This window comes from Arenibacter antarcticus (assembly GCF_041320605.1).
GTDB lineage: Bacteria > Bacteroidota > Bacteroidia > Flavobacteriales > Flavobacteriaceae > Arenibacter > Arenibacter antarcticus.
The window spans coordinates 544,760-565,833 of record NZ_CP166679.1 but is presented as its reverse complement, the minus strand read 5'-3'; the positions used below and the strand labels follow the sequence as shown (position 1 = coordinate 565,833).

Genomic DNA, 21,074 nt, shown 5'->3' with positions numbered 1-21,074 from the left:
ATTTGATATTTTAATATTTTAATAATTTAATAAAAAACAAAAAAGATCATGAGTACTCAAAAATTTGCTACCAACGCCTTGCACGCAGGACACGACACAAAATTAACAGGAGGGACTAGAGCGGTGCCAATTTACCAGAATACGGCCTATGTCTTCAACAATACAGATCATGCCGCAAATTTATTTAACTTATCCGAACCGGGATTTATCTATACTAGATTGAACAATCCTACCAACGATATCTTGGAAAAACGATTGGCCACTTTGGAAGGGGGAATTGCTGGGGTAGTTACCGCCACGGGAACTGCTGCTATTTCCACTGCATTATTGGTGCTGTTAAAATCTGGGGATCATATTGTAGCCTCAAGTAGTTTGTATGGGGGTACTTATAACCTATTGGCAGTAACGCTCCCAAGATTGGGAATCACTACTACTTTTGTAGATGCTGGGGATGAGGAAAACTTTAGCAAAGCCATAAAAGATAATACCCGTGCCATTTTTGTGGAATCTTTAGGGAATCCTAAATTGGACGTATTGGACTTAAAAGCCATTTCCGTGGTTGCTAAAAACGCCAAAATTCCATTTATCGTAGACAATACGGTTGCCACAAGTGCTTTGGTGAAACCAATAGAGCACGGAGCCAACATCGTGATCCACTCCCTTACAAAATACATTAACGGAAACGGTACAGCTATGGGAGGTGTCATTGTAGATGCCGGGACTTTTGATTGGAGCAGTGGTAAATTTCCTGAGTTTACGGAACCGTCACCGGGGTATCACGGATTGGTGTATCATGACGTTTTGGGTGCAGCAGCTTTTATCGCCAAAGTGAGGATAGAAGGATTAAGAGATCTTGGAGCTGCATTAAGTCCGTTCAATGCATTTCAAATAATCCAAGGATTGGAAACCTTGGAAATCAGAATCAAAAAGCATAGCGAAAATGCCTTAGAATTGGCAAAATGGCTTCAAGATAGGGAAGAAGTTGCTTGGGTGAATTATCCTGGACTTCCATCGAGCCCTTACTACAAGCTGGCACAACAATACCTTCCAAAAGGGCAAAGTGGTATAGTTACATTTGGAGTTAAAGGAGGATATGAATCGGCCAAAAAAATAGTGGACGAAACAAAACTATTTTCTCTTTTGGCAAATATTGGGGATACCAAGTCTTTAATTATCCATCCGGCAAGTACCACCCATCAACAATTGGATGACAAGGCACAACAAACAACAGGGGTAACCAAAGATATGGTACGCCTTTGTGTTGGATTGGAAGATATTGAAGATATCAAGGCAGATTTAGAGCAGGCATTCGCCGTTTTGGATAAATCGGTTTTGTCCTAATATTTTTTACATCCATACTACTATTCAATATTTAAGGGAGATATGGAGCGCAATTTAAGTGTCCTATCGGCATAGCGCTCCTATATTTTAAAAGACCCCAGACCCGTTATAATTAGAAAATTTATTTTCAATCTTATTTTATGCTACATCAACTTTCAATCCAAAATTACGTTACGGAAAGCGGTTACAAACTGGATATTAATTTGTCATATGAGATTTTTGGACTTCCATTACATACAGCTCCTATAATAGTGGTGAACCATGCACTCACGGGTAATTCTAATGTAGCTGGGGAACAGGGATGGTGGAATTCACTGATTGGAGATGGAAAGTGTATCAATACTAAAAAATACACCATCCTCTCCTTTAATATTCCAGGGAATGGGTATGATAGCTTTGTAATAGATCGTTATAAGGACTTTGTTGCAAGGGATATCGCTAAAATATTTCTTTTGGGATTGGAGGCCCTAAAGGTAAGTCGACTCTATGCTCTTATTGGAGGTTCTTTGGGAGGTGGTATTGCCTGGGAAATGGCTGCCCTCGATCCTAATTTAACAGAGCATTTAATCCCTGTAGCTTCCGATTGGAAGTCTACGGATTGGTTGATTGCCAATTGTCAGATTCAGGAGCAATTCCTGGTGAATTCCAAGCAACCGGTACACGATGCCCGTATGCACGCCATGTTGTGCTATAGGACTCCCGAATCTTTTACAGAGAAATTTAAAAGGAGTACCAATGAGGAGCAAAAGGTATTTAATGTAGAAAGTTGGTTGACACACCATGGCAATAAATTGCAGGAACGGTTTCAGCTCTCGGCTTATAAATTAATGAACCAGTTGTTGAAGACCATAGATATTACCCGAAATGGGGAAGAGGCCTTTGTAGCACTTCAAAATAGCAACACCAATATCCATATTATCGGGGTAGATTCCGATCTTTTTTTTACAGCGAAGGAGAATAAGGATACCTTTAAGAAATTGGCCCAAGCCAATAGCAATGTAACCTATGGAGAAGTTCAGTCCCTACATGGTCATGATGCATTTTTGATCGAATTTAACCAGATGGAAGAACTGTTGAAGGGAATCTTCGATCTAAATGGAATATCCAAAAAGATAAAGGTCCTAAAGTTTGGTGGGAGATCTCTAGCAAATGGAAAAGGCCTGAATTCTGTTGTTCGCATAATATCGGACAAGGTAGCTGCAGGAGAAAATATGGCGGTAGTGGTCTCAGCTAGGAATAAGGCGACTGATGAATTGGAAAACATCCTTGATAAGGCTGCAAGGGGAGTTGATTACAACAAGGATTTTAAAGATTTTGAAAAATATCAGAAACACCAATTTAATACTATCGACAACTCCGAGGAACTAAAAGGATTGTCCAAATTGTTTGAAGGTGTAGCCATGCTTGGGGATTTTAGCCCCAAGATAAAGGATCAGGTTTTGGCCTATGGAGAAATTTTATCGGCTAAATTACTTACCCAATTGTTACAGGAAAAGGGAATTAAAGCACGGTTTGTAGATACCCGAAAGTTAATAAAGACCGACAGTAATTTTGGAGATGCAAAAGTACTGGATACCCTATCCAAGGAAAATGTTGTACGTGAATTTGGAAAGCAGGATACGGATACGGTTTCCATTGCCACCGGATTTATCGCATCCAACCAACTTAATGAAACCACCACCTTGGGAAGGAACGGTAGTAATTATTCTGCAGCTTTATTGGCCAATTATTTAAATGCGGAAGAGTTGCAGAATTATACCCATGTGGATGGGATTTTTACTGCCAATCCTGATTTGGTGGCCGAAGCGAAGCGAATTGATGAATTGTCCTATAGTGAAGCCAGTGAGTTGGCCAATTTTGGGACCACAATTTTACACGCAAAGACCATCATCCCTCTGATCGAAAAAAATATTCCACTGAGGATCCTTAATACTTTTAATGATGATAATAAGGGGACTTTAATCAGTGCAAAAACAAATAAAGAAGGAATTAAGTCCTTATCTGTCATAGAAAACATGGCCTTGATTAATTTGGAAGGGCGTGGTCTTTTGGGCAAGGTTGGGGTAGATGCCCGTATTTTTAGGACCTTGGGGAATAACAATATCAGTGTGAGTATTATTTCACAGGGATCCTCGGAAAGGGGAATCGGACTAGTGGTGGCCGCTAAGAATGCTGCGCTGGCAAAATCGTCTTTGGAAGAGGAATTCCAAACCGATTTTAAGTTACAGGATATCAATAATATCACCGTGGTAGATCAAGTTTCCGTTATATCTATAGTAGGACAGGACTTGAGTACCTTTCACAAACCGTACAATGCCTTAATCAAAAATCAAATTGTACCACTATTGTTCAACAATACCATTACTGGAAAAAATGTGAGTTTGGTCGTTAAAAAATCGGACTTGCACAAGGCGCTTAACGTTATGCACGGGCAGATTTTCGGGATCAGTAAAAAGGTGAATATCGCCATTTTTGGCCATGGAAACGTGGGTGGAACACTTATAGATCAGATTTTGAAATCTAATACAGCCATTGAAAAGCGAAAAGGAATTCATCTCAATGTTTTTGCAGTAGCCAATTCCAAAAAAGTGTTGTTGAACAGGAACGGAATTTCCAAACAATGGAAAAAGGCTATGGATTCTAAAGCGATTCCCTACCAATTGAAGGATATTTTTAAATATGCCAAGGAAAACCATTTGGAAAACCTTATTGCGGTGGATAATACCGCAAATGAGGAGTTTGTAGCTTCTTATTTGGATTTTGTAGCCAACGGATTTGATCTAGTGTCTTCCAATAAGATTGCCAACACCCTTGGGTTTGATTACTATCAATTATTAAGGGCGGAGTTGGTAAGGAATCAAAAGCAGTATTTATATGAAACCAATGTTGGCGCTGGTTTGCCATTGATTGATACTATAAAATTGTTGCATCTTTCGGGTGAGAACATCACTAGGATAAAAGGAGTGTTTTCGGGATCTTTGAGTTATATTTTTAATACTTTTTCGGAGAAAGACGCCTTGTTTTCAGACATATTAAGGGAAGCAATGGACCAAGGATTTACGGAGCCGGACCCTCGAGAGGACCTTTCTGGGAATGATGTGGGTCGAAAATTACTGATTTTAGCAAGGGAATTGGATCTGTGCAATGAATTCTCCGATATAAAAATAGAAAATCTTATTCCTGAAGCCTTGCAAAATGGATCAGTAACGGAATTTTTACAGCAATTGTCTGTATTAGATGAAAAGTTCAGTACAATCAAAGCAGCCCAAAAATCAAATCATGTGTTGCGATATGTAGGAGACCTTTCAGGGGACCTACAAAAAGAGAAAGGGAATTTGGACGTAAAATTAATTTCCGTTCCTAAAGAGAGTGCGTTGGGGCAGATTAAAGGCTCCGACTCCATCATTGAAATCTATACCGAATCTTATGGTCAAAATCCTTTAGTCATCCAGGGAGCTGGCGCAGGTGCCGCCGTAACGGCAAGGGGAGTGTTCGGAGATATTTTGCGGATTGCAGAGAAGGGATAATTATGTGGTGACTTCGGCGCCGCCTACCTCTAGGTTTGTCAGAGATTGAGCTTGCCTGCCGTTAGGGAGGCGTAGTTGAAATCGGATTGTGAAGAGAAGGAAGGCCTATACGAAATCTGATGGGGTTGGATAGAAAAAATAATATCAGAAAGAATTAGTTAGAAATAATAATCATGGCGAAACAACATAAATTTGAAACTGAAGCAATAAGGACCCAAACAGAACGGAGTCAGTTTCTGGAGCATTCTACGCCACTTTACTTAACGTCCAGTTTTGTATTTGAGGACGCTGAGGATATGCGGGCTTCCTTTGCGGAAGAAAAGGAACGCGATATTTATTCTAGATATGGAAACCCCAATTCCACCGAATTTATTGATAAGGTGTGTAAAATGGAGGGGGCAGAGAATGGTTTTGCATTTGCGTCGGGAATGGCAGCAGTCTTCTCTACTTTTGCAACCTTACTGGATAGCGGAGACCATATTATTTCTGCCCGAAATATTTTTGGATCTACCCATAGCCTTTTTACGCAGTTTTTCCCGAAATGGAATATAGACCACAGTTATTTTTCCATTAATGAGTTGGATAAAATTGATGCACTGGTAACGCCGAAAACTAAGATTTTATATGCAGAATCACCTACCAACCCAGGAGTAGACGTTATAGATCTTGAAGTATTGGGGCAAATTGCTAAAAAACACAACCTGATCTTTATAGTGGATAATTGCTTTGCATCGCCCTACTTACAGCAACCCATAAAATTTGGAGCCGACCTAGTAATTCATTCAGGTACTAAATTAATGGATGGACAAGGAAGGGTGTTGGCCGGGATTACTGTTGGAAGTGCTGACCTGATCGATAAAATTTACCGTTTTTCAAGAATGACGGGTCCATCATTATCCCCTTTTAACGCCTGGGTGCTCTCCAAAAGCCTGGAAACCTTGTCGCTGAGAGTGGACAGGCATTGTGAGAATGCCCTTAAACTAGCTCAATTTTTGGAAGGACATCCCAAGGTAAATTGGGTGAAATATCCCTTCCTAAAATCTCATCCTCAATACGAAATAGCAAAGCGGCAGATGAAGGCTGGAGGTTGTGTGGTGGCTTTTGAAATAGAAGGTGGTGTGGGGGCAGGGCGCAACTTTTTTGATGCCATTAAGATGCTATCCCTTTCTGCAAATCTAGGAGATGCCAGGAGTATTGTGACCCATCCCGCATCTACAACCCATAGCAAGCTTTCTACCAAAGATAGGTTGGCAACTGGAATTACGGATGGAATGGTCCGTGTATCGGTAGGTCTAGAGCATATAGACGATATTATTGCCGATATAGAGCAGGCTCTGGATAGCTAGTAGCATTGTCAATGAGGTGAATTAAGGATATTTTTAGCTCTTAATGTTTTACGGGTTTAAATATCCAATTTTCCTTATCTTCGCTCCATGCTTTCAAAAAAAACTAAATACGGTTTAAAAGCGCTTACCTTTCTTGCGACGCAAAAAGGGCGACAGCCCGTTCAAATTTCAGAGATAGCGAAACAGGAGAACATCTCACAAAAATTTTTAGAGAGCATACTTCTCACCCTAAGAAAGACCGGCATCCTTGGTTCTAAAAAAGGAAAGGGCGGTGGCTACTACCTTATTAAGGATCCCAAGGATATTCCCATGACCACCGTGATGCGGGTATTGGAAGGACCTATAGCCATGGTGCCTTGCGTAAGCTTAAATTTCTATGAAAAATGTGACGATTGTCCAGATGAAGCAAACTGTTCGGTACACATACTAATGCTTAAGGTGAGGGATAGTACCTTGGAAGTGTTTAAGAACAATACCCTGGCAGATCTAGTGTCATAAAAGGGAACTTTATTAAATTTTAACGAATAATATTTATCAACTTCCTTCCAAAGGATAGTAAATCTGCATTTTTTTTACTCATTTTTTATTAATCTACTAAAACTATAGGGTAATTGGAAAAATGTTTAGGAATTCATATAAATTTTTTCAAAATAGTTCTATTTTTGCTTACTCTATTAAATCGATAGGATAATAAACTATAAGTATTTTGCCACATGATCGCAGACCAGTTGATTGCCAATAATAACAGTACGGTTTCAAAAAGCTACAAAGCGGATAGTCGATCGGAGAATCCGAAGCGGAGTATCGTTAAGTCTATTAGTTGGAGATTTATTGGGACCTTGGATACCATTATAATTTCATGGTTGGTTACAGGAACCTTATCAGTGGCATTCTCTATCGGGCTGGTAGAGCTTTTTACGAAGATGTTATTGTATTTCTTTCACGAAAGAATTTGGGATAGAATCAATTGGGGGAGGTAGTAGAATAAGATAACGAGGAACAAAATAATTAAGCAATGGCATTTACAGAGCAACAAATACTCAATTTAAATCAGCAGTTTAAAGGTATTCCGCCCGAAGAGATTATTTCATGGGCTATTCAATATGCACAAAGGCCATTGGTGACAACAAACTTTAGACCCTATGAAGTGGCTATTTTAAATGCGGTTACCGAAGTGAGTTCCAATATTCCGGTAATCTGGTGCGATACAGGATACAATACCCCGCAAACCTATCAACATGCCGAGGAATTGATAAAGCGATTACAATTAAACATTAAGTTGTATGTGCCGAAGCAGACATCTGCACATAGGGATGCTATTATGGGAATTCCAGGGATAGATGATCCAAGGCATGCCCTCTTTACGGAACAGGTGAAGTTAGAGCCATTTAAAAGGGCGATGGAGGAACATGGTCCAGATGTCTGGTTCACCAATCTTAGGAAAGGTCAGACTGCACTAAGGGATTCTTTGGATATTTTAAGTCTTAGTAAGGATGGGGTGTTAAAAGTAAGTCCGTTTTATCATTATAATGACAGTCAATTGGACAGTTATTTAAAATTAAAAAACCTCCCCAATGAGCATAAATATTTCGATCCTACCAAGGTTTTGGAACATAGGGAATGTGGATTGCATACATAATAAGAGATTAATAACGGTTGAAAGAAGCTTTTTTTAAAGGTGAAAATAAATCAAATAACAATACTATTTTGAGCATAATAGAATCAGATTTGGACACAGAAATAGACGTTAATCAGTCTAGGGTGCTAGAGGTACTTATAAATAACGATTTGGAGAGCGAGGCTATCTATATTCTTAGGGAGGTAGCGGCGCAATTTGAAAGGCCTGTCCTTTTGTTTTCAGGAGGAAAGGATTCCATTACCTTGGTGAGATTAGCGCAAAAAGCATTTTTCCCCGCAAAGATCCCATTTCCCTTGATGCACATAGATACGGGGCACAATTTTCCAGAAACCATTGCCTTTAGGGATAAATTGGTGAAAGAGCTCGGGGTAGAATTGATTGTAAGGAATGTACAAGATTCTATAGATCAAGGAAAAGTGGTAGAAGAATCTGGTAAATATGCGAGTAGGAATATCTTACAAACGACTACTTTATTGGATGCTATTGAGGAGTTTAAGTTTGATGCCTGTATAGGTGGTGCAAGAAGGGATGAGGAAAAAGCACGTGCCAAGGAACGCATTTTTTCCGTTCGGGACGATTTTGGGCAATGGGATGAAAAAAACCAACGCCCAGAAGTGTTCGATATGTTGAACGGTCAGATTGAGTTGGGACAGAATGTAAGGGTATTTCCTATAAGCAACTGGACGGAATTGGATGTTTGGAGCTATATCCAAAAAGAAGAAATTGAAATTCCATCGATTTATTTTGCGCATAAACGTAAAATATTTTTAAGAGATGGTTTTATCTGGTCTGCAGAAGATGAGGTGGTTTTCCGTGCCAAGGACGAGCTTGTAGAAGAGCGTATGGTCCGTTTTAGAACCGTAGGGGATATGAGCTGTACCTCTGCCGTACTTTCCCATGCCGATACAATAGAAAAGGTGGTAGGGGAAATCAGGGAATCCAAGATTTCGGAAAGAGGGGCTAGAATAGATGATAAACGATCTGAGGCCGCCATGGAAAAAAGAAAGCAACAAGGATACTTTTAGAAGTTCCTATAAGCACAAACAAGAGGAACACTATAAGCTGCTTGACAGATTAATTATACCTCTCAATACTCAATACTTAAGACTGAATAATGGAAGTACTAAAAATAGCAACGGCAGGAAGTGTGGATGATGGTAAAAGTACCCTGATCGGACGATTGCTGTACGATACCAAATCCCTTACCGATGATAAATTGGAGGCCATAGAAAAAACCAGTAAGCAGAAAGGATATGATTATCTGGACTTCTCCTTGGTGACCGATGGTCTAGTGGCCGAAAGGGAGCAGGGAATTACCATAGATGTTGCCCATATATATTTTTCTACCCATACCAAGAGTTATATCATAGCCGATACCCCTGGACATGTAGAATATACTAGAAATATGGTTACCGGTGCCTCTACCTCTCAGGCAGCAATTATACTAATTGATGCTAGAAAAGGAGTAATAGAACAGACCCATAGGCATTTTTTCATCAACAACCTTCTGAGGATTAAAGATGTAATAGTAGCCATAAACAAAATGGATCTTGTAGATTTTTCAGAGGAACGATACCAGGAGATCAAGACCGATTTTGAGGAGCTGATGGGGAAACGTGATTATCAGGATCAGAAAATCACTTTTATTCCAGTTAGTGCCCTAAAAGGCGATAATGTGGTTAACCGCTCAGATCGGATGACTTGGTATAAGGGGCAGACCTTGTTGGAGCATTTTGAAGGCTTGGATAGAGCGGATATTTACAATGTAGGTACTCCAAGATTTCCGGTACAATATGTAATCCGACCTAAAACCGAGGAATTTCACGATTTTAGAGGGTTTGCAGGGAAAGTCTACGGAGGGGAATTGAGTGTTGGTGATGAGGTGGTAGTGCTGCCATCTATGACCAGATCTAGAATAAAGGATATTTATTTCTATGATAAGAAGTATCAAACTGCTACACGAAGGTCCTCTGTTACCATCACATTGGAAGATGAAATTAATGTAAGTAGAGGGGATATGTTGGTGAAAGCAAACGATTTGCCTAAGGTTGAAAAGGAATTTACAGCCACGGTTTCTTGGATGGACTCCAGAGAATTAAGTGTTGGCAATAAGTATGTACTACAACACGGGGTAAACAAAGTATTGGCCAAAGTAGAAAATATCCATCATAAAATAAAGCCAGACTATTCCGGAATAGAAAAAGGAATAAGTGCTTTGGCAATGAACGATATTGCACAAGTAACCTTTAGATTAAACAAGCCTATTTTTTACGATACGTTTAAAGAGCACCGTACCAACGGTTCTTTTATCCTAATAGATAATCAGAGCAATAGTACGGCAGGGGTAGGATTTATTGAGTAAATAACCTATGCCTATCTAACGTGGTAAGGCTGCTTTATAGTAATCTATTATTTCTATAGAGATACTATATAATTAGAAAGTAAATCATTATTTGAATTCATAAAACAAGGATCATGCAGAGTTTCAGGACAGAATTGGAAAACCCGGTAGTAGAAAAGGATATCATTGCCTTAGCTAATAAGATCCATGAATTTCAAGGTGGAAAATTAGACGAGGAAAAATTCCGTAGTCTACGTTTGGCCAGAGGAATTTACGGACAAAGACAACCTGGGGTCCAAATGGTCAGGATAAAATTGCCCTATGGAAAAGTTACTTCCCAACAGCTGAGGAGAATTTGTGAAGTGTCCGAGGAGTATTCCACGGGACGTTTACATATTACTACGCGTCAGGATATACAGATCCATTATGTGGATATTAATCGCACCCCGGAATTATGGGCCCAGTTGGAAAGAGATGCCATTACTATCCGTGAAGCCTGTGGTAACACGGTGCGTAATGTTACGGCTAGCGAAACGGCGGGAATAGATGTAAGTGAGCCATTTGATGTTTCTCCTTATGCCGATGCCTTATTCCAATACTTTTTAAGAAACCCAATAAGTCAGGAAATGGGAAGGAAATTTAAGGTTTCTTTTTCAGCCTCGGATACCGATACTGGACTTTCCTACATGCACGATCTTGGCTTTATTGCTAAAATTGAGAATGGCGTAAGGGGATTTAAGGTGATGTTGGGCGGCGGCTTGGGCTCCCAGCCAAGACTTGCAGATGAAATGTATTCTTTCCTTCCCGCAGATCAAATCATTCCATTGATGGAAGGTGTGGTGCGTGTTTTTGACCGTTATGGGGAACGTAAGAGCAGGGCGAAGGCCAGAATGAAATTTCTTTTGAAGGATATTGGACTGGACGGATTTAAGAAATTATTGGAAGAAGAACAACTGGCTGTTCCATTTAAAACCTATGAAATTGACCCAGAATCCTATCCCAAGATCAACGTAGCAGAAACTGAAGCTCCAAAGGCAATCATAGAGGACCATAATAGTTTTGAACTTTGGAAATCTACCAATTTGGTGCCGCAAAAGCAACAGGGGTATGTTGCAGTCGGAATTAAAGTATTGTTGGGTGATTTTTATATTGATAAGGCAAGACAGTTGGCCGATTTGGTAGAAAAATATGCCGCTGGTGAAGTCAGGTTAACCTTGCGTCAAAATATATTGATTCCCCATGTTAAGGAATCTATATTGCCTTTCTTTTATCAAGAACTAAAAAAACTCGATTTTGTCGAAATCGGATACAATACTGCAGTAGATATCACCGCTTGTCCAGGAACTGATACCTGTAACCTAGGAATTGCCAGTAGTACTGGAATTGCCGATAAATTGGAAAAGGTGATTAAGGCAGAATATCCACATTATATTAATAATCCGGATGTAGTAATAAAAATAAGCGGATGTATGAACGCTTGTGGACAGCACAATATGGCCAATATTGGATTTCAAGGCATGTCGGTGAGGACCAAGAATAAATTAGTAGCGCCTGCCCTACAGGTACTTTTAGGCGGCGGTAATTTGGGTGATGGCAATGGTCGTTATGCAGATAAGGTAATTAAGATCCCAAGTAAACGAGGACCTCAGGCTCTGCGATCAATTTTGGACGACTTTGATCTAAACGGGAATGGGAAGACCTTTGTGGAGTACTACGAAGAAAAAGGACAAATGTATTTCTATGAGTATTTAAAGCCTTTGTCCGATGTGGAAAACCTAAGCCCTTCAGATTTTATCGATTGGGGTAACACGGAAAAATATGAACAGGCTATTGGAGTAGGGGAATGTGCAGGAGTGGTCATCGATTTAATAGCGACCCTATTATTTGACAGTCAGGAAAAATTGGAAACGGCAAAATTGAATTTGGAAGAAGAAAAATGGGCGGCAAGTATTTACCACTCCTATTCTTCTATGGTTAACACTGCAAAAGCGCTTTTGACCTCCGAAAATACCAAGGTAAATACCCATATCAGTATTATTAAAGATTTTGACAAACTGTTCGTGGCCACTGGGAAATTTAAATTGGAAAAAGGATTTGAGAAAACGGTGCTTCAATTAAAGGAGAACGCACCAACGGAATCTTTTGCAAAGTCGTATTTAGAAGATGCAGGGACATTTTTAAGCGAAGTGGAAACGTATAGACAACTAGAACTGACAACAGCCTAAGCGCATGATAAGTAAAATTGAAAACATAGAAACTATACATGCCTTACCCGTACAAGGTTCCAATAGGGTTAAGCGATTGACCGTTGTAGGCGCAGGGCCTGGAGATGTGGAACTCATTACGCTTAAGGCAATACGAGTTTTAAAGTCGGCCAATGTGGTCCTTTATGACGCCCTTGTAGATACTTCCTTGTTGGAATATGCCCCAGATGCCGAACATATTTTTGTCGGGAAAAGAAAAGGGTGTTATGCTTATCAGCAAGATCAAATAAATGAGCTAATTGTTAGCAGGGCATTTTCGCATGGGCATGTGGTTAGATTAAAAGGTGGCGACCCCTTTGTTTTTGGAAGAGGGGCCGAAGAAATGGACTATGCAGCCAGCAAAGGATTGGAAGTAGCCATGATCCCGGGAATCTCATCATCAATGGCAGTGCCAGCATCACAACATATCCCAGTAACGAAAAGAGGAGCTTCTGAAAGTTTTTGGGTGATCACGGGAACTACCAAGAATCATAAAATATCGGCAGATGTGGCCTTGGCCGCGAAATCTAGCGCAACGGTAGTAATACTTATGGGAATGGGGAAGCTTGGCGAGATAGTGGATTTGTTTAAAGGTGAAGGAAAATCGGGACTCCCAATCGCTATAATCCAAAACGGAACCTGTAAAAATGAAAAGGTAGGTATCGGTACCATAGGGTCGATTCAAGAAATAGTAGCCAAAGAGGAATTGAGCAATCCGGCTATCATTATCATAGGCGAGGTAGTAAAACACAGATCCATAGTGATGGACCACGCCAGAAACATAGTAAGTAGTTCGCAACATCAACAAACATTAGTGTAAGAAAAGGTATTGATATAATAGGTGCTAAGTTAAAGCAGATATGACACAAAAGACGCATTGGATTATGCGACACTCTTAACTTAACATTAGATTTAAAAAAAGTAGTATGATAAAGACAGATATACTAATAATAGGAGCTGGACCAACAGGTTTGTTTACCGTTTTTGAAGCAGGATTGTTAAAATTGAAAACACATCTAATAGATGCATTGCCACAACCCGGTGGACAATGTTCAGAAATATATCCCAAAAAACCTATTTACGATATTCCGGCATTTCCCGAGATATTGGCAGGAGATCTAGTTAAAAACCTAATGCAACAGATTCAGCCTTTCGAGCCAGGGTTTACACTTGGCGAGCGAGCAGAAACCTTGGATAAATTGGATGACGGGACCTTTGTAGTAACTACAAACAAAGGCACCAAGCATCATGCGCCTGTGGTGGTTATTGCTGGAGGATTAGGTTCTTTTGAGCCAAGAAAGCCTCTAATTCCATCTTTGGTAGATTTTGAAGACAAGGGAGTAGCATATATCATAAAGGATCCTGAAGTATATCGCAATAAAAAAGTGGTGATTTCGGGTGGAGGAGATTCTGCCCTAGATTGGGCCATTTTCTTAGCCGATGTGGCTTCCGAAGTTTCTCTGGTACATAGAAGGGACGAATTTAGAGGAGCATTGGATTCTGTGGAAAAGGCTGCTGAACTGGCTAAATTGGGAAAAATAAAATTATTTACCCAAGCTGAGGTTGTCCGTCTATATGGGGATGACCATTTGGAAGCGGTAGTGGTAAAGCACAATGATGAGGGGAAAGGGGAATCCTATGTGGAAACAGATTTCTTTATTCCTTTATTCGGTCTGTCGCCTAAATTAGGTCCCATTGGAGATTGGGGATTGGAAATAGAAAAGAATGCCATTAAGGTGAACAATGCCTATGACTATCAGACCAATATTCCAGGAGTTTATGCCATAGGGGACGTAAATACGTATCCTGGTAAACTCAAATTGATCTTATCCGGTTTTCACGAAGCGGCGGTAATGTGTCAAAGTGCTTATCAATTGATCAATCCAGGGAAACGCTATGTTATGAAATACACTACCGTAGGTGGAGTGGAAGGATTTGACGGAAGCAAAAAGGAGGCGAAAAAAGAAGTCGTGCAAAGTATATTGGCTTAAGCTAAAGATTCTCTGGCAGCTATGTCTCAAGACGGGAGTCAGGGATTTTAGGAGAGGCAAAATAAGACCCGTTGAATTGTGATAATCCAACGGGTCTTTATGGTTCCATACCTACCTAACTAGGTCAAAAAAAACTGAGCTTTCCTTGCTTTTACAATTACTGTTACGTTACTTTGTACCCTGTTCATTATCAATTTGAAAACGTTATCAAGAAAGGCGGAGGGATTAGACCCAATGAAGCCTTAGCAACCCTTTGTTTCTCTCCCAATCTTTTAGGAAGTATAAAGAAGGTGCTACGTTCTAATCTGTGTCTAAGACGATAGTATCCGTTTTTTATCCGGAATAGATAACTGAAAGAAAGACCTTGGTCTTAAACTCTTCCTTACTTGATTATACTCCACCCAATTAGAATGTTGGGATTTTAGGAGAATTTATTTTTTAATATTCCTGGACGGTCCAGGGCGATTTTTAATTTAAGGTTTATGCCAAGTGGGCAGCTTATATTTATAAAGTAGATGAAGAATATTCAGGAAGTATTGAAAGAACGTATTTTGGTGTTAGACGGAGCTATGGGTACCATGCTTCAACGCCATAAATTTACGGAAGAAGATTTTAGAGGAGAACGCTTTAAGGATTGGCCCAGTTCATTGCAGGGGAACAATGATCTTTTATCACTAACCCAGCCTGAAGCTATTGCAGAGGTGCACCGCCAATATTTTGCTGCTGGGGCCGATATTGTGGAGACAAATACCTTTTCCAGCACCACAATCGCTATGGCAGATTATGGGATGCAAGAGTTGGTGTACGAATTAAATTATGAGTCGGCCAGATTGGCCAAAGAGGTGGCCAATAAATTTACGGCCAAAGAACCCCATAAGCCACGTTTTGTTGCGGGAAGTATTGGCCCAACCAACAAAACGGCAAGCATGTCACCAGACGTTAACGATCCCGGATTTAGGGGTGTTACCTTTGATGAACTGCGAGTAGCTTACAAATTACAAGTAGAAGCCCTAATAGACGGTGGATCCGATATTTTATTGGTAGAGACCATATTTGACACCCTTAATGCCAAGGCAGCATTGTTTGCCATAGAGGAGGTTAAGGAGGAAAGGAACTTGGATATCCCGATCATGGTAAGTGGCACCATTACCGATGCCTCTGGGCGTACCTTGTCGGGGCAGACAGCAGAAGCATTTTTAATATCCATAAGTCATATCCCTATTTTATCAGTGGGATTCAATTGTGCCTTAGGGGCAAGTCAGTTAGTGCCACATTTGGAGGTATTGTCCGCGAAAACCGAACATGCCGTATCGGCACATCCCAATGCCGGATTGCCAAATGCTTTTGGAGAATACGATGAAACCCCAGAGCAGATGGCCTCCCAAATTAAGGAGTACGCCGAAAAGAAACTGGTAAATATTGTTGGGGGTTGCTGTGGAACCACCCCAGAGCATATTAAGGCCATGGCGGACATAGTAAAGAATTATAGTCCTAGAACACTCAATACTTTGATTACAATAAATTAATGATACCCACTAGAGAAATTATCCAAGAGGCTGGTAATCGCATAGCGCCGTTTGTTCATAGAACTCCGGTGCTTAGCTCTCGTTTATTGGATGACATTTCTGGCGCACAATTATTTTTTAAGTGCGAGAATTTCCAGAAAATGGGGGCTTTTAAAATGAGAGGGGCTATTAATGCCATTCAGCAATTAACGGAGAAGGAGAGAAATGCAGGGGTAGTCACTCATTCCTCAGGAAATTTTGGGCAGGCACTGGCACTTGCAGCAAATAACTTAGGAGTGACCGCTTATATTGTAGTGCCTAGCAGTGCTCCTGCCGTTAAGATTGAAGCCGTTAAGGCCTATGGAGGTAAGGTTGTGATTTCCGAGCCTACACTAGAAGGAAGGGAGCGGGAAGCTAGCAAGATCGTCGCTGAAAAAGGGGCTGTATTTGTACATTCTTCCAATGACCTTAATGTTATTGTAGGTCAAGGTACTGCAGCTATGGAAATGTTACAAGATCAACCTGATCTGGACTATCTATTTAGTCCGGTAGGGGGCGGTGGACTCATTGCCGGTACAGCACTTGCTGCCCGTTATTTTGGACAAGGGTGTAAGGTAATAGGAGGTGAACCCTTTGGGGTAGATGATGCCTACAGATCCCTGAAAAGTGGGAAGATTGAGGTCAATATTACCACCAATACCGTTGCCGATGGTTTAAAAACACAGCTAGGAGATATAAATTTCCCCATTATTAAAGCCTTGGTTTCGGAAATTATCCGAGTAGAGGAACCAGAAATTATAAGTGCAATGATGTTGATTTGGGAACGGATGAAAATTGTAATAGAACCTTCCAGTGCCGTTCCATTTGCTGCATTGTTAAGGGAAAAGGAGCGTTTTAAAAATAAAAAGATAGGAATTATCCTCTCCGGAGGAAATGTGGATTTATTAAAATTACCGTTTTAAGGTTGCCATAGGCAACATTAAGAATACATTATATAAGAATACATGGGCTATACTAAGGAACAGAATACTGCTGATAGATATTTAAAGCTCTCCGGACTGGAGCCATTAGTGGTTACCCCGGAAAGCAATTTTGTAAATGTTGGGGAGCGTACCAATGTGGCAGGTTCCAAGAAATTCCTCAGGCTAATTAAAGAGGAGAAGTTTGAAGAAGCTTTAAATATTGCCAGGGAACAGGTAGAAGGCGGGGCACAGATCATAGACGTGAATATGGATGATGGCCTTATTGACGGTAAGGAGGCAATGGTTAAATTTCTGCACCTTATCGTTTCGGAACCAGATATTGCTAGGGTTCCTATCATGATAGACAGTTCTAAATGGGATATTATTGAAGCAGGTCTTCAAGTGGTTCAAGGAAAATGTGTGGTGAATTCCATCAGCCTTAAAGAAGGGGAGAAAGAATTTGTCCATCATGCCAAATTAATTAGGCGGTATGGTGCCGCTGTAATTGTGATGGCTTTTGATGAGCTTGGTCAAGCCGATAATTATGAGCGGCGGTTGGAGATTTCACAGCGTTCCTATGATATCCTGGTACACCAAGTAGGATTCCCGCCTGAGGATATTATTTTTGACCTTAACGTGTTTCCTGTGGCCACGGGTATGGATGAGCACAAGCTTAATGCCTTAGATTTTATTAAGGCCACGGCTTGGGTTAAGGAAAATTTACCCTATTGTAATGTCAGTGGGGGAATAAGCAATGTGTCCTTCAGTTTTAGGGGGAATAACCCTGTACGGGAAGCCATGCATTCTGTTTTTCTGTATCACGCCATAAAAGCGGGTATGAATATGGGGATCGTAAATCCCAGTATGTTGGAAGTATATGACGATATTCCAAAAGATCTTTTGGAGCGTGTTGAGGATGTTATTCTTAACCGAAGAGACGATGCAACGGAACGTTTGTTGGATTTCGCAGAATCGGTAATTGGAAAGGCCAAAGAAAATAAGGTAGACCTGTCTTGGCGGGAGGAGCCCTTACAAAATAGAATTACCAGGGCTTTGGTAAAGGGGATAGATCAATATATTGTAGAGGATGTAGAAGAGGCAAGGTTAAGTGTGGAAGCAACAATCCACGTAATTGAAGGTCATTTAATGACGGGGATGAACGTGGTTGGCGATCTGTTCCAAAGTGGTAAAATGTTTTTGCCTCAGGTGGTTAAATCGGCTCGGGTAATGAAAAAGGCAGTGGCCTACCTATTACCATTTATTGAAGAAGAAAAGCTAAAGAACCCCTCCGAAGGAAGTAGTTCGTCTGCCGGAAAAATTTTAATGGCAACGGTAAAAGGGGATGTACACGATATTGGAAAGAATATCGTAAGTGTGGTCTTAGCGTGTAATAACTATGAGATTGTGGACCTAGGGGTAATGGTGCCACCCGAAAAGATCATAAATGCGGCCAAGGAACATAATGTGGATATTATTGGGCTAAGTGGACTGATTACTCCTTCTTTGGATGAAATGGTCTTCCTGGCCAAAGAAATGGAACGGCAAAACTTTACCGTTCCCCTGCTAATTGGCGGGGCAACCACCAGTAAAGCCCATACGGCCGTTAAAATAGATACCCATTACAATAGTGCGGTGGTGCATGTGAACGACGCTTCACGGGCCGTGACCGTTGTGGGGGATCTGCTGCAAAAAGATGGATCCACCAAATACAAGGAAAATATTAAATTGGATTATGCCGATTTTAGGAAGAAATTCCTAAATAGAGGCAAGCATAAAGAATACCTAAAACTAGCAGATGCTAGGGCAAATAAATATCAAGTGGATTGGACAAATTCTACTATTGTGAAGCCCAAAAACTTAGGGATACAGATAATTGAAGATTTAGACCTGCGTAAATTGGAACCCTATATAGACTGGTCTCCTTTCTTTAGAAGTTGGGAATTGCATGGCAAATATCCCGATATTTTAGAAGATGAGGTGGTTGGACCACAGGCCAAAGAGCTGTTTGCCGATGCTGAGGTTATGTTGAAAAAGATTTTGGATGAAAACCTTTTCCAAGCGAAGGGAATTTTCGGCCTGTTCCCTGCAAACATGGTCCATGACGATGATATAGAACTTACCCATAATGGGAAGGAAATACATTTTAGGACCCTGAGGCAACAATCCAAGAAATATGTAGGCAAACCCAATTTTGCCCTGTCCGATTTTATAGCCCCTAAAGACAGTGGTATTGAGGACTATATGGGATGCTTTTGTGTTTCCACTGGATTTGGTACCGATGAATTGGCCGATACTTACCGTGAGAACCTAGACGATTACAACAGTATAATGGTAAAAGCCTTGGCCGACAGATTTGCTGAAGCCTTTGCGGAGTATTTGCATAGGGAAGTGAGAATGGAGCATTGGGGCTATGCTTCAGATGAAGGTCTCACGAACGAAGAATTGATCAAGGAGTCCTACAAGGGGATTCGGCCAGCACCAGGATACCCTGCTTGCCCAGACCATTTGGAAAAATTGACCATTTGGGAACTGTTGCAGGTAGAGGAAAAAATAGGGGTACAATTAACGGATAGTTTGGCTATGTGGCCTGCGGCCAGTGTTAGTGGCTATTATTTTGGAAATGATGAAGCCCGATATTTTGGGGTAGGGAAAATAAAAGAGGATCAGGTGGCAGATTTTGCTGCACGAAAAAATATGCCCTTGGAAGAAGCCAGTAGATGGCTGGCACCCAATATTGCGGATGATTAATGTGTAAATCTGTTAATTAGCTAATGTGAAGATTTGTCGATGTGGAAATGAGGTTAGAAATACATTTAATAGGTATATGACCAACGGTGAAGTTTTACTGCGTTAGGGATAGGAGCGATATCTTTTTTAGGTGTTTAATCTAAAAAAATTAAGTGGATAGCCCGGTCCCATTTGGGAAACGCCATAATCTATAATCGGTTTGCCAGGGCCAGTTATTATTTTTCCCATTGTGGGAGCGTAATGATCAAGAGAATATTAAATAATAAAATAAGTTCCCTCTTTTTTGGAGGGCATTGGGAAAGACCATGAAAGTAACAGAGCATTTGGATAACGCAAAGGGAAAAACCTTGTTTTCGTTTGAGATCATTCCGCCAGTTAAGGGGAGAAATATTCAGGAATTGTATAACAATGTGGATCCGTTGATGGAGTTTAAACCGCCATTCATAGACGTTACCACCTCTAGGGAGGAGTATGTGTATTTGGAAAAAAATGGGTTGTTTGATAAAAAACTGACCCGTATGCGACCAGGAACAGTGGGTATTTGCGCTGCCCTACAGCATAAATACGGGGTAGATACCGTGCCCCATGTGCTTTGTGGAGGTTTTACCAAGGAGGAGACCGAATATTTGCTGGTAGATTGCCATTATTTAGGAATAGATAATGTAATGGCCTTAAGGGGAGATGCACGGAAAGAGGAGCAGTATTTTAACCCTACTCTCGGTGGGCATTGCTATGCTACGGAATTGGTAAAGCAGATCCAAAACCTTAATTCCGGAAGTTATTTGCACGAAACCGTGGAGAGCGATAATTGCGCTAATTTCTGTATCGGGGTAGCCGGGTATCCAGAGAAACACATGGAAGCCCCTTCCTTAAAATCCGATCTTAAAAGGTTAAAGGAAAAGGTAGATGCCGGTGCCGATTATGTGGTGACTCAAATGTTTTTTGACAATAAGCGCTTTTTTAAATTTGTAGAGGAGGCTAGGGAAATGGGAATTCAGGTGCCTATAATACCAGGAATTAAACCGCTTGCCGTAAAAAGACATTTACAAATACTGCCCCAGGTTTTTAAAATAGACCTGCCGCAAGACCTAATAGATGCTGTTGATGCTTGCGCTAACAATGTCGCAGTGAGACAAGTGGGTATTGAATGGGCCATTCAGCAATCCAAGGAGTTAAAGGAGGCAGGGGTTCCAGTACTGCATTATTATTCCATGGGGAAATCTGACAATATTAAAGCCATTGCCGAAAAGTTGTTTTAGGGTGGCTTTTTTTATATAATTTCATCATTTTTTATAAAATTGTCCAGTTTCAAGCGCCTTCACAGGAGGGTTTAATGTAGCATCTTTACGATATTTATGAAGCATAAATGAAGCAGTTTATCAATCATAATTGGGCTAAAGCCCTAGTGGAGATAATCTCTAATCGGATCAC

General features: G+C 40.7%; 15 protein-coding genes and 1 riboswitch. All 15 genes read left to right on the top strand.

The features are described 5' to 3' along the window. The first annotated feature begins 48 nt into the window (after positions 1–48). Positions 49–1,341, top strand: a complete 1,293-nt coding sequence (locus KCTC52924_RS02410; protein WP_251809056.1) for an O-acetylhomoserine aminocarboxypropyltransferase/cysteine synthase family protein — start codon at positions 49–51, stop codon at positions 1,339–1,341. 140 nt (positions 1,342–1,481) lie between these two features. Continuing rightward, entirely contained in the window at positions 1,482–4,868 is a 3,387-nt protein-coding gene (gene thrA / locus KCTC52924_RS02405) for a bifunctional aspartate kinase/homoserine dehydrogenase I (protein ID WP_251809055.1), read from the top strand. A 173-nt stretch (positions 4,869–5,041) separates the two neighbouring features. Next, entirely contained in the window at positions 5,042–6,214 is a 1,173-nt protein-coding gene (locus tag KCTC52924_RS02400; RefSeq protein ID WP_251809054.1) for a PLP-dependent aspartate aminotransferase family protein, read from the top strand. A gap of 87 nt (positions 6,215–6,301) precedes the next feature. After that, complete coding sequence (locus KCTC52924_RS02395; RefSeq protein WP_251809053.1) at positions 6,302–6,712, top strand: Rrf2 family transcriptional regulator; 411 nt, start codon at positions 6,302–6,304, stop codon at positions 6,710–6,712. A 215-nt stretch (positions 6,713–6,927) separates the two neighbouring features. Further along, positions 6,928–7,194, top strand: coding sequence for a DUF2061 domain-containing protein (locus KCTC52924_RS02390; protein ID WP_251809052.1), 267 nt, complete (start codon positions 6,928–6,930; stop codon positions 7,192–7,194). A gap of 35 nt (positions 7,195–7,229) precedes the next feature. Then, on the top strand, positions 7,230–7,853 hold the full coding sequence (locus KCTC52924_RS02385; protein ID WP_251809051.1) for a phosphoadenosine phosphosulfate reductase family protein: 624 nt from the start codon (positions 7,230–7,232) through the stop codon (positions 7,851–7,853). Between the two features lie 122 nt (positions 7,854–7,975). Further along, positions 7,976–8,878, top strand: coding sequence for a sulfate adenylyltransferase subunit CysD (cysD, locus tag KCTC52924_RS02380; protein ID WP_251809118.1), 903 nt, complete (start codon positions 7,976–7,978; stop codon positions 8,876–8,878). 89 nt (positions 8,879–8,967) lie between these two features. Next, positions 8,968–10,215 (top strand): sulfate adenylyltransferase subunit 1, encoded by a 1,248-nt coding sequence (locus KCTC52924_RS02375; protein WP_251809050.1) that lies wholly within the window; start codon positions 8,968–8,970, stop codon positions 10,213–10,215. Positions 10,216–10,328: 113 nt separating this feature from the next. Beyond that, positions 10,329–12,419 carry a HEPN domain-containing protein gene (locus KCTC52924_RS02370; RefSeq protein WP_251809049.1) on the top strand — a complete coding sequence of 697 codons (2,091 nt, stop codon included), beginning with the start codon at positions 10,329–10,331 and terminating at the stop codon, positions 12,417–12,419. 4 nt (positions 12,420–12,423) lie between these two features. Continuing rightward, positions 12,424–13,257 carry a uroporphyrinogen-III C-methyltransferase gene (gene cobA, locus KCTC52924_RS02365; protein ID WP_251809048.1) on the top strand — a complete coding sequence of 278 codons (834 nt, stop codon included), beginning with the start codon at positions 12,424–12,426 and terminating at the stop codon, positions 13,255–13,257. 106 nt (positions 13,258–13,363) lie between these two features. Continuing rightward, on the top strand, positions 13,364–14,428 hold the full coding sequence (locus KCTC52924_RS02360) for an NAD(P)/FAD-dependent oxidoreductase (protein WP_251809047.1): 1,065 nt from the start codon (positions 13,364–13,366) through the stop codon (positions 14,426–14,428). A gap of 201 nt (positions 14,429–14,629) precedes the next feature. Continuing rightward, a riboswitch (SAM riboswitch) is annotated at positions 14,630–14,781 on the top strand. 162 nt (positions 14,782–14,943) lie between these two features. After that, on the top strand, positions 14,944–15,954 hold the full coding sequence (locus tag KCTC52924_RS02355) for a homocysteine S-methyltransferase family protein (RefSeq protein WP_251809046.1): 1,011 nt from the start codon (positions 14,944–14,946) through the stop codon (positions 15,952–15,954). Continuing rightward, positions 15,954–16,895, top strand: coding sequence for a pyridoxal-phosphate dependent enzyme (locus tag KCTC52924_RS02350; protein ID WP_251809045.1), 942 nt, complete (start codon positions 15,954–15,956; stop codon positions 16,893–16,895). Before KCTC52924_RS02355 ends, KCTC52924_RS02350 begins: the two co-directional genes overlap by 1 nt. Before the next feature lie 42 nt (positions 16,896–16,937). Further along, on the top strand, positions 16,938–19,643 hold the full coding sequence (gene metH / locus KCTC52924_RS02345) for a methionine synthase (RefSeq protein ID WP_251809044.1): 2,706 nt from the start codon (positions 16,938–16,940) through the stop codon (positions 19,641–19,643). Positions 19,644–19,948: 305 nt separating this feature from the next. Next, positions 19,949–20,902, top strand: coding sequence for a methylenetetrahydrofolate reductase [NAD(P)H] (gene metF, locus KCTC52924_RS02340; protein WP_251809043.1), 954 nt, complete (start codon positions 19,949–19,951; stop codon positions 20,900–20,902). Positions 20,903–21,074: the final 172 nt, after the last annotated feature.

Excerpts from the sequence above, each read along its gene's own strand:
- metF (WP_251809043.1), top strand. The coding sequence starts at position 19,949 with ATGAAAGTAACAGAGCATTTGGATAACGCAAAGGGAAAAACCTTGTTT.
- KCTC52924_RS02410 (WP_251809056.1), top strand. The coding sequence starts at position 49 with ATGAGTACTCAAAAATTTGCTACCAACGCCTTGCACGCAGGACACGAC.
- KCTC52924_RS02385 (WP_251809051.1), top strand. The coding sequence starts at position 7,230 with ATGGCATTTACAGAGCAACAAATACTCAATTTAAATCAGCAGTTTAAA.
- KCTC52924_RS02375 (WP_251809050.1), top strand. The coding sequence starts at position 8,968 with ATGGAAGTACTAAAAATAGCAACGGCAGGAAGTGTGGATGATGGTAAA.
- KCTC52924_RS02360 (WP_251809047.1), top strand. The coding sequence starts at position 13,364 with ATGATAAAGACAGATATACTAATAATAGGAGCTGGACCAACAGGTTTG.
- KCTC52924_RS02395 (WP_251809053.1), top strand. The coding sequence starts at position 6,302 with ATGCTTTCAAAAAAAACTAAATACGGTTTAAAAGCGCTTACCTTTCTT.
- thrA (WP_251809055.1), top strand. The coding sequence starts at position 1,482 with ATGCTACATCAACTTTCAATCCAAAATTACGTTACGGAAAGCGGTTAC.
- metH (WP_251809044.1), top strand. The coding sequence starts at position 16,938 with ATGGGCTATACTAAGGAACAGAATACTGCTGATAGATATTTAAAGCTC.
- KCTC52924_RS02350 (WP_251809045.1), top strand. The coding sequence starts at position 15,954 with ATGATACCCACTAGAGAAATTATCCAAGAGGCTGGTAATCGCATAGCG.
- KCTC52924_RS02355 (WP_251809046.1), top strand. The coding sequence starts at position 14,944 with ATGAAGAATATTCAGGAAGTATTGAAAGAACGTATTTTGGTGTTAGAC.
- cobA (WP_251809048.1), top strand. The coding sequence starts at position 12,424 with ATGATAAGTAAAATTGAAAACATAGAAACTATACATGCCTTACCCGTA.
- KCTC52924_RS02400 (WP_251809054.1), top strand. The coding sequence starts at position 5,042 with ATGGCGAAACAACATAAATTTGAAACTGAAGCAATAAGGACCCAAACA.
- KCTC52924_RS02390 (WP_251809052.1), top strand. The coding sequence starts at position 6,928 with ATGATCGCAGACCAGTTGATTGCCAATAATAACAGTACGGTTTCAAAA.
- KCTC52924_RS02370 (WP_251809049.1), top strand. The coding sequence starts at position 10,329 with ATGCAGAGTTTCAGGACAGAATTGGAAAACCCGGTAGTAGAAAAGGAT.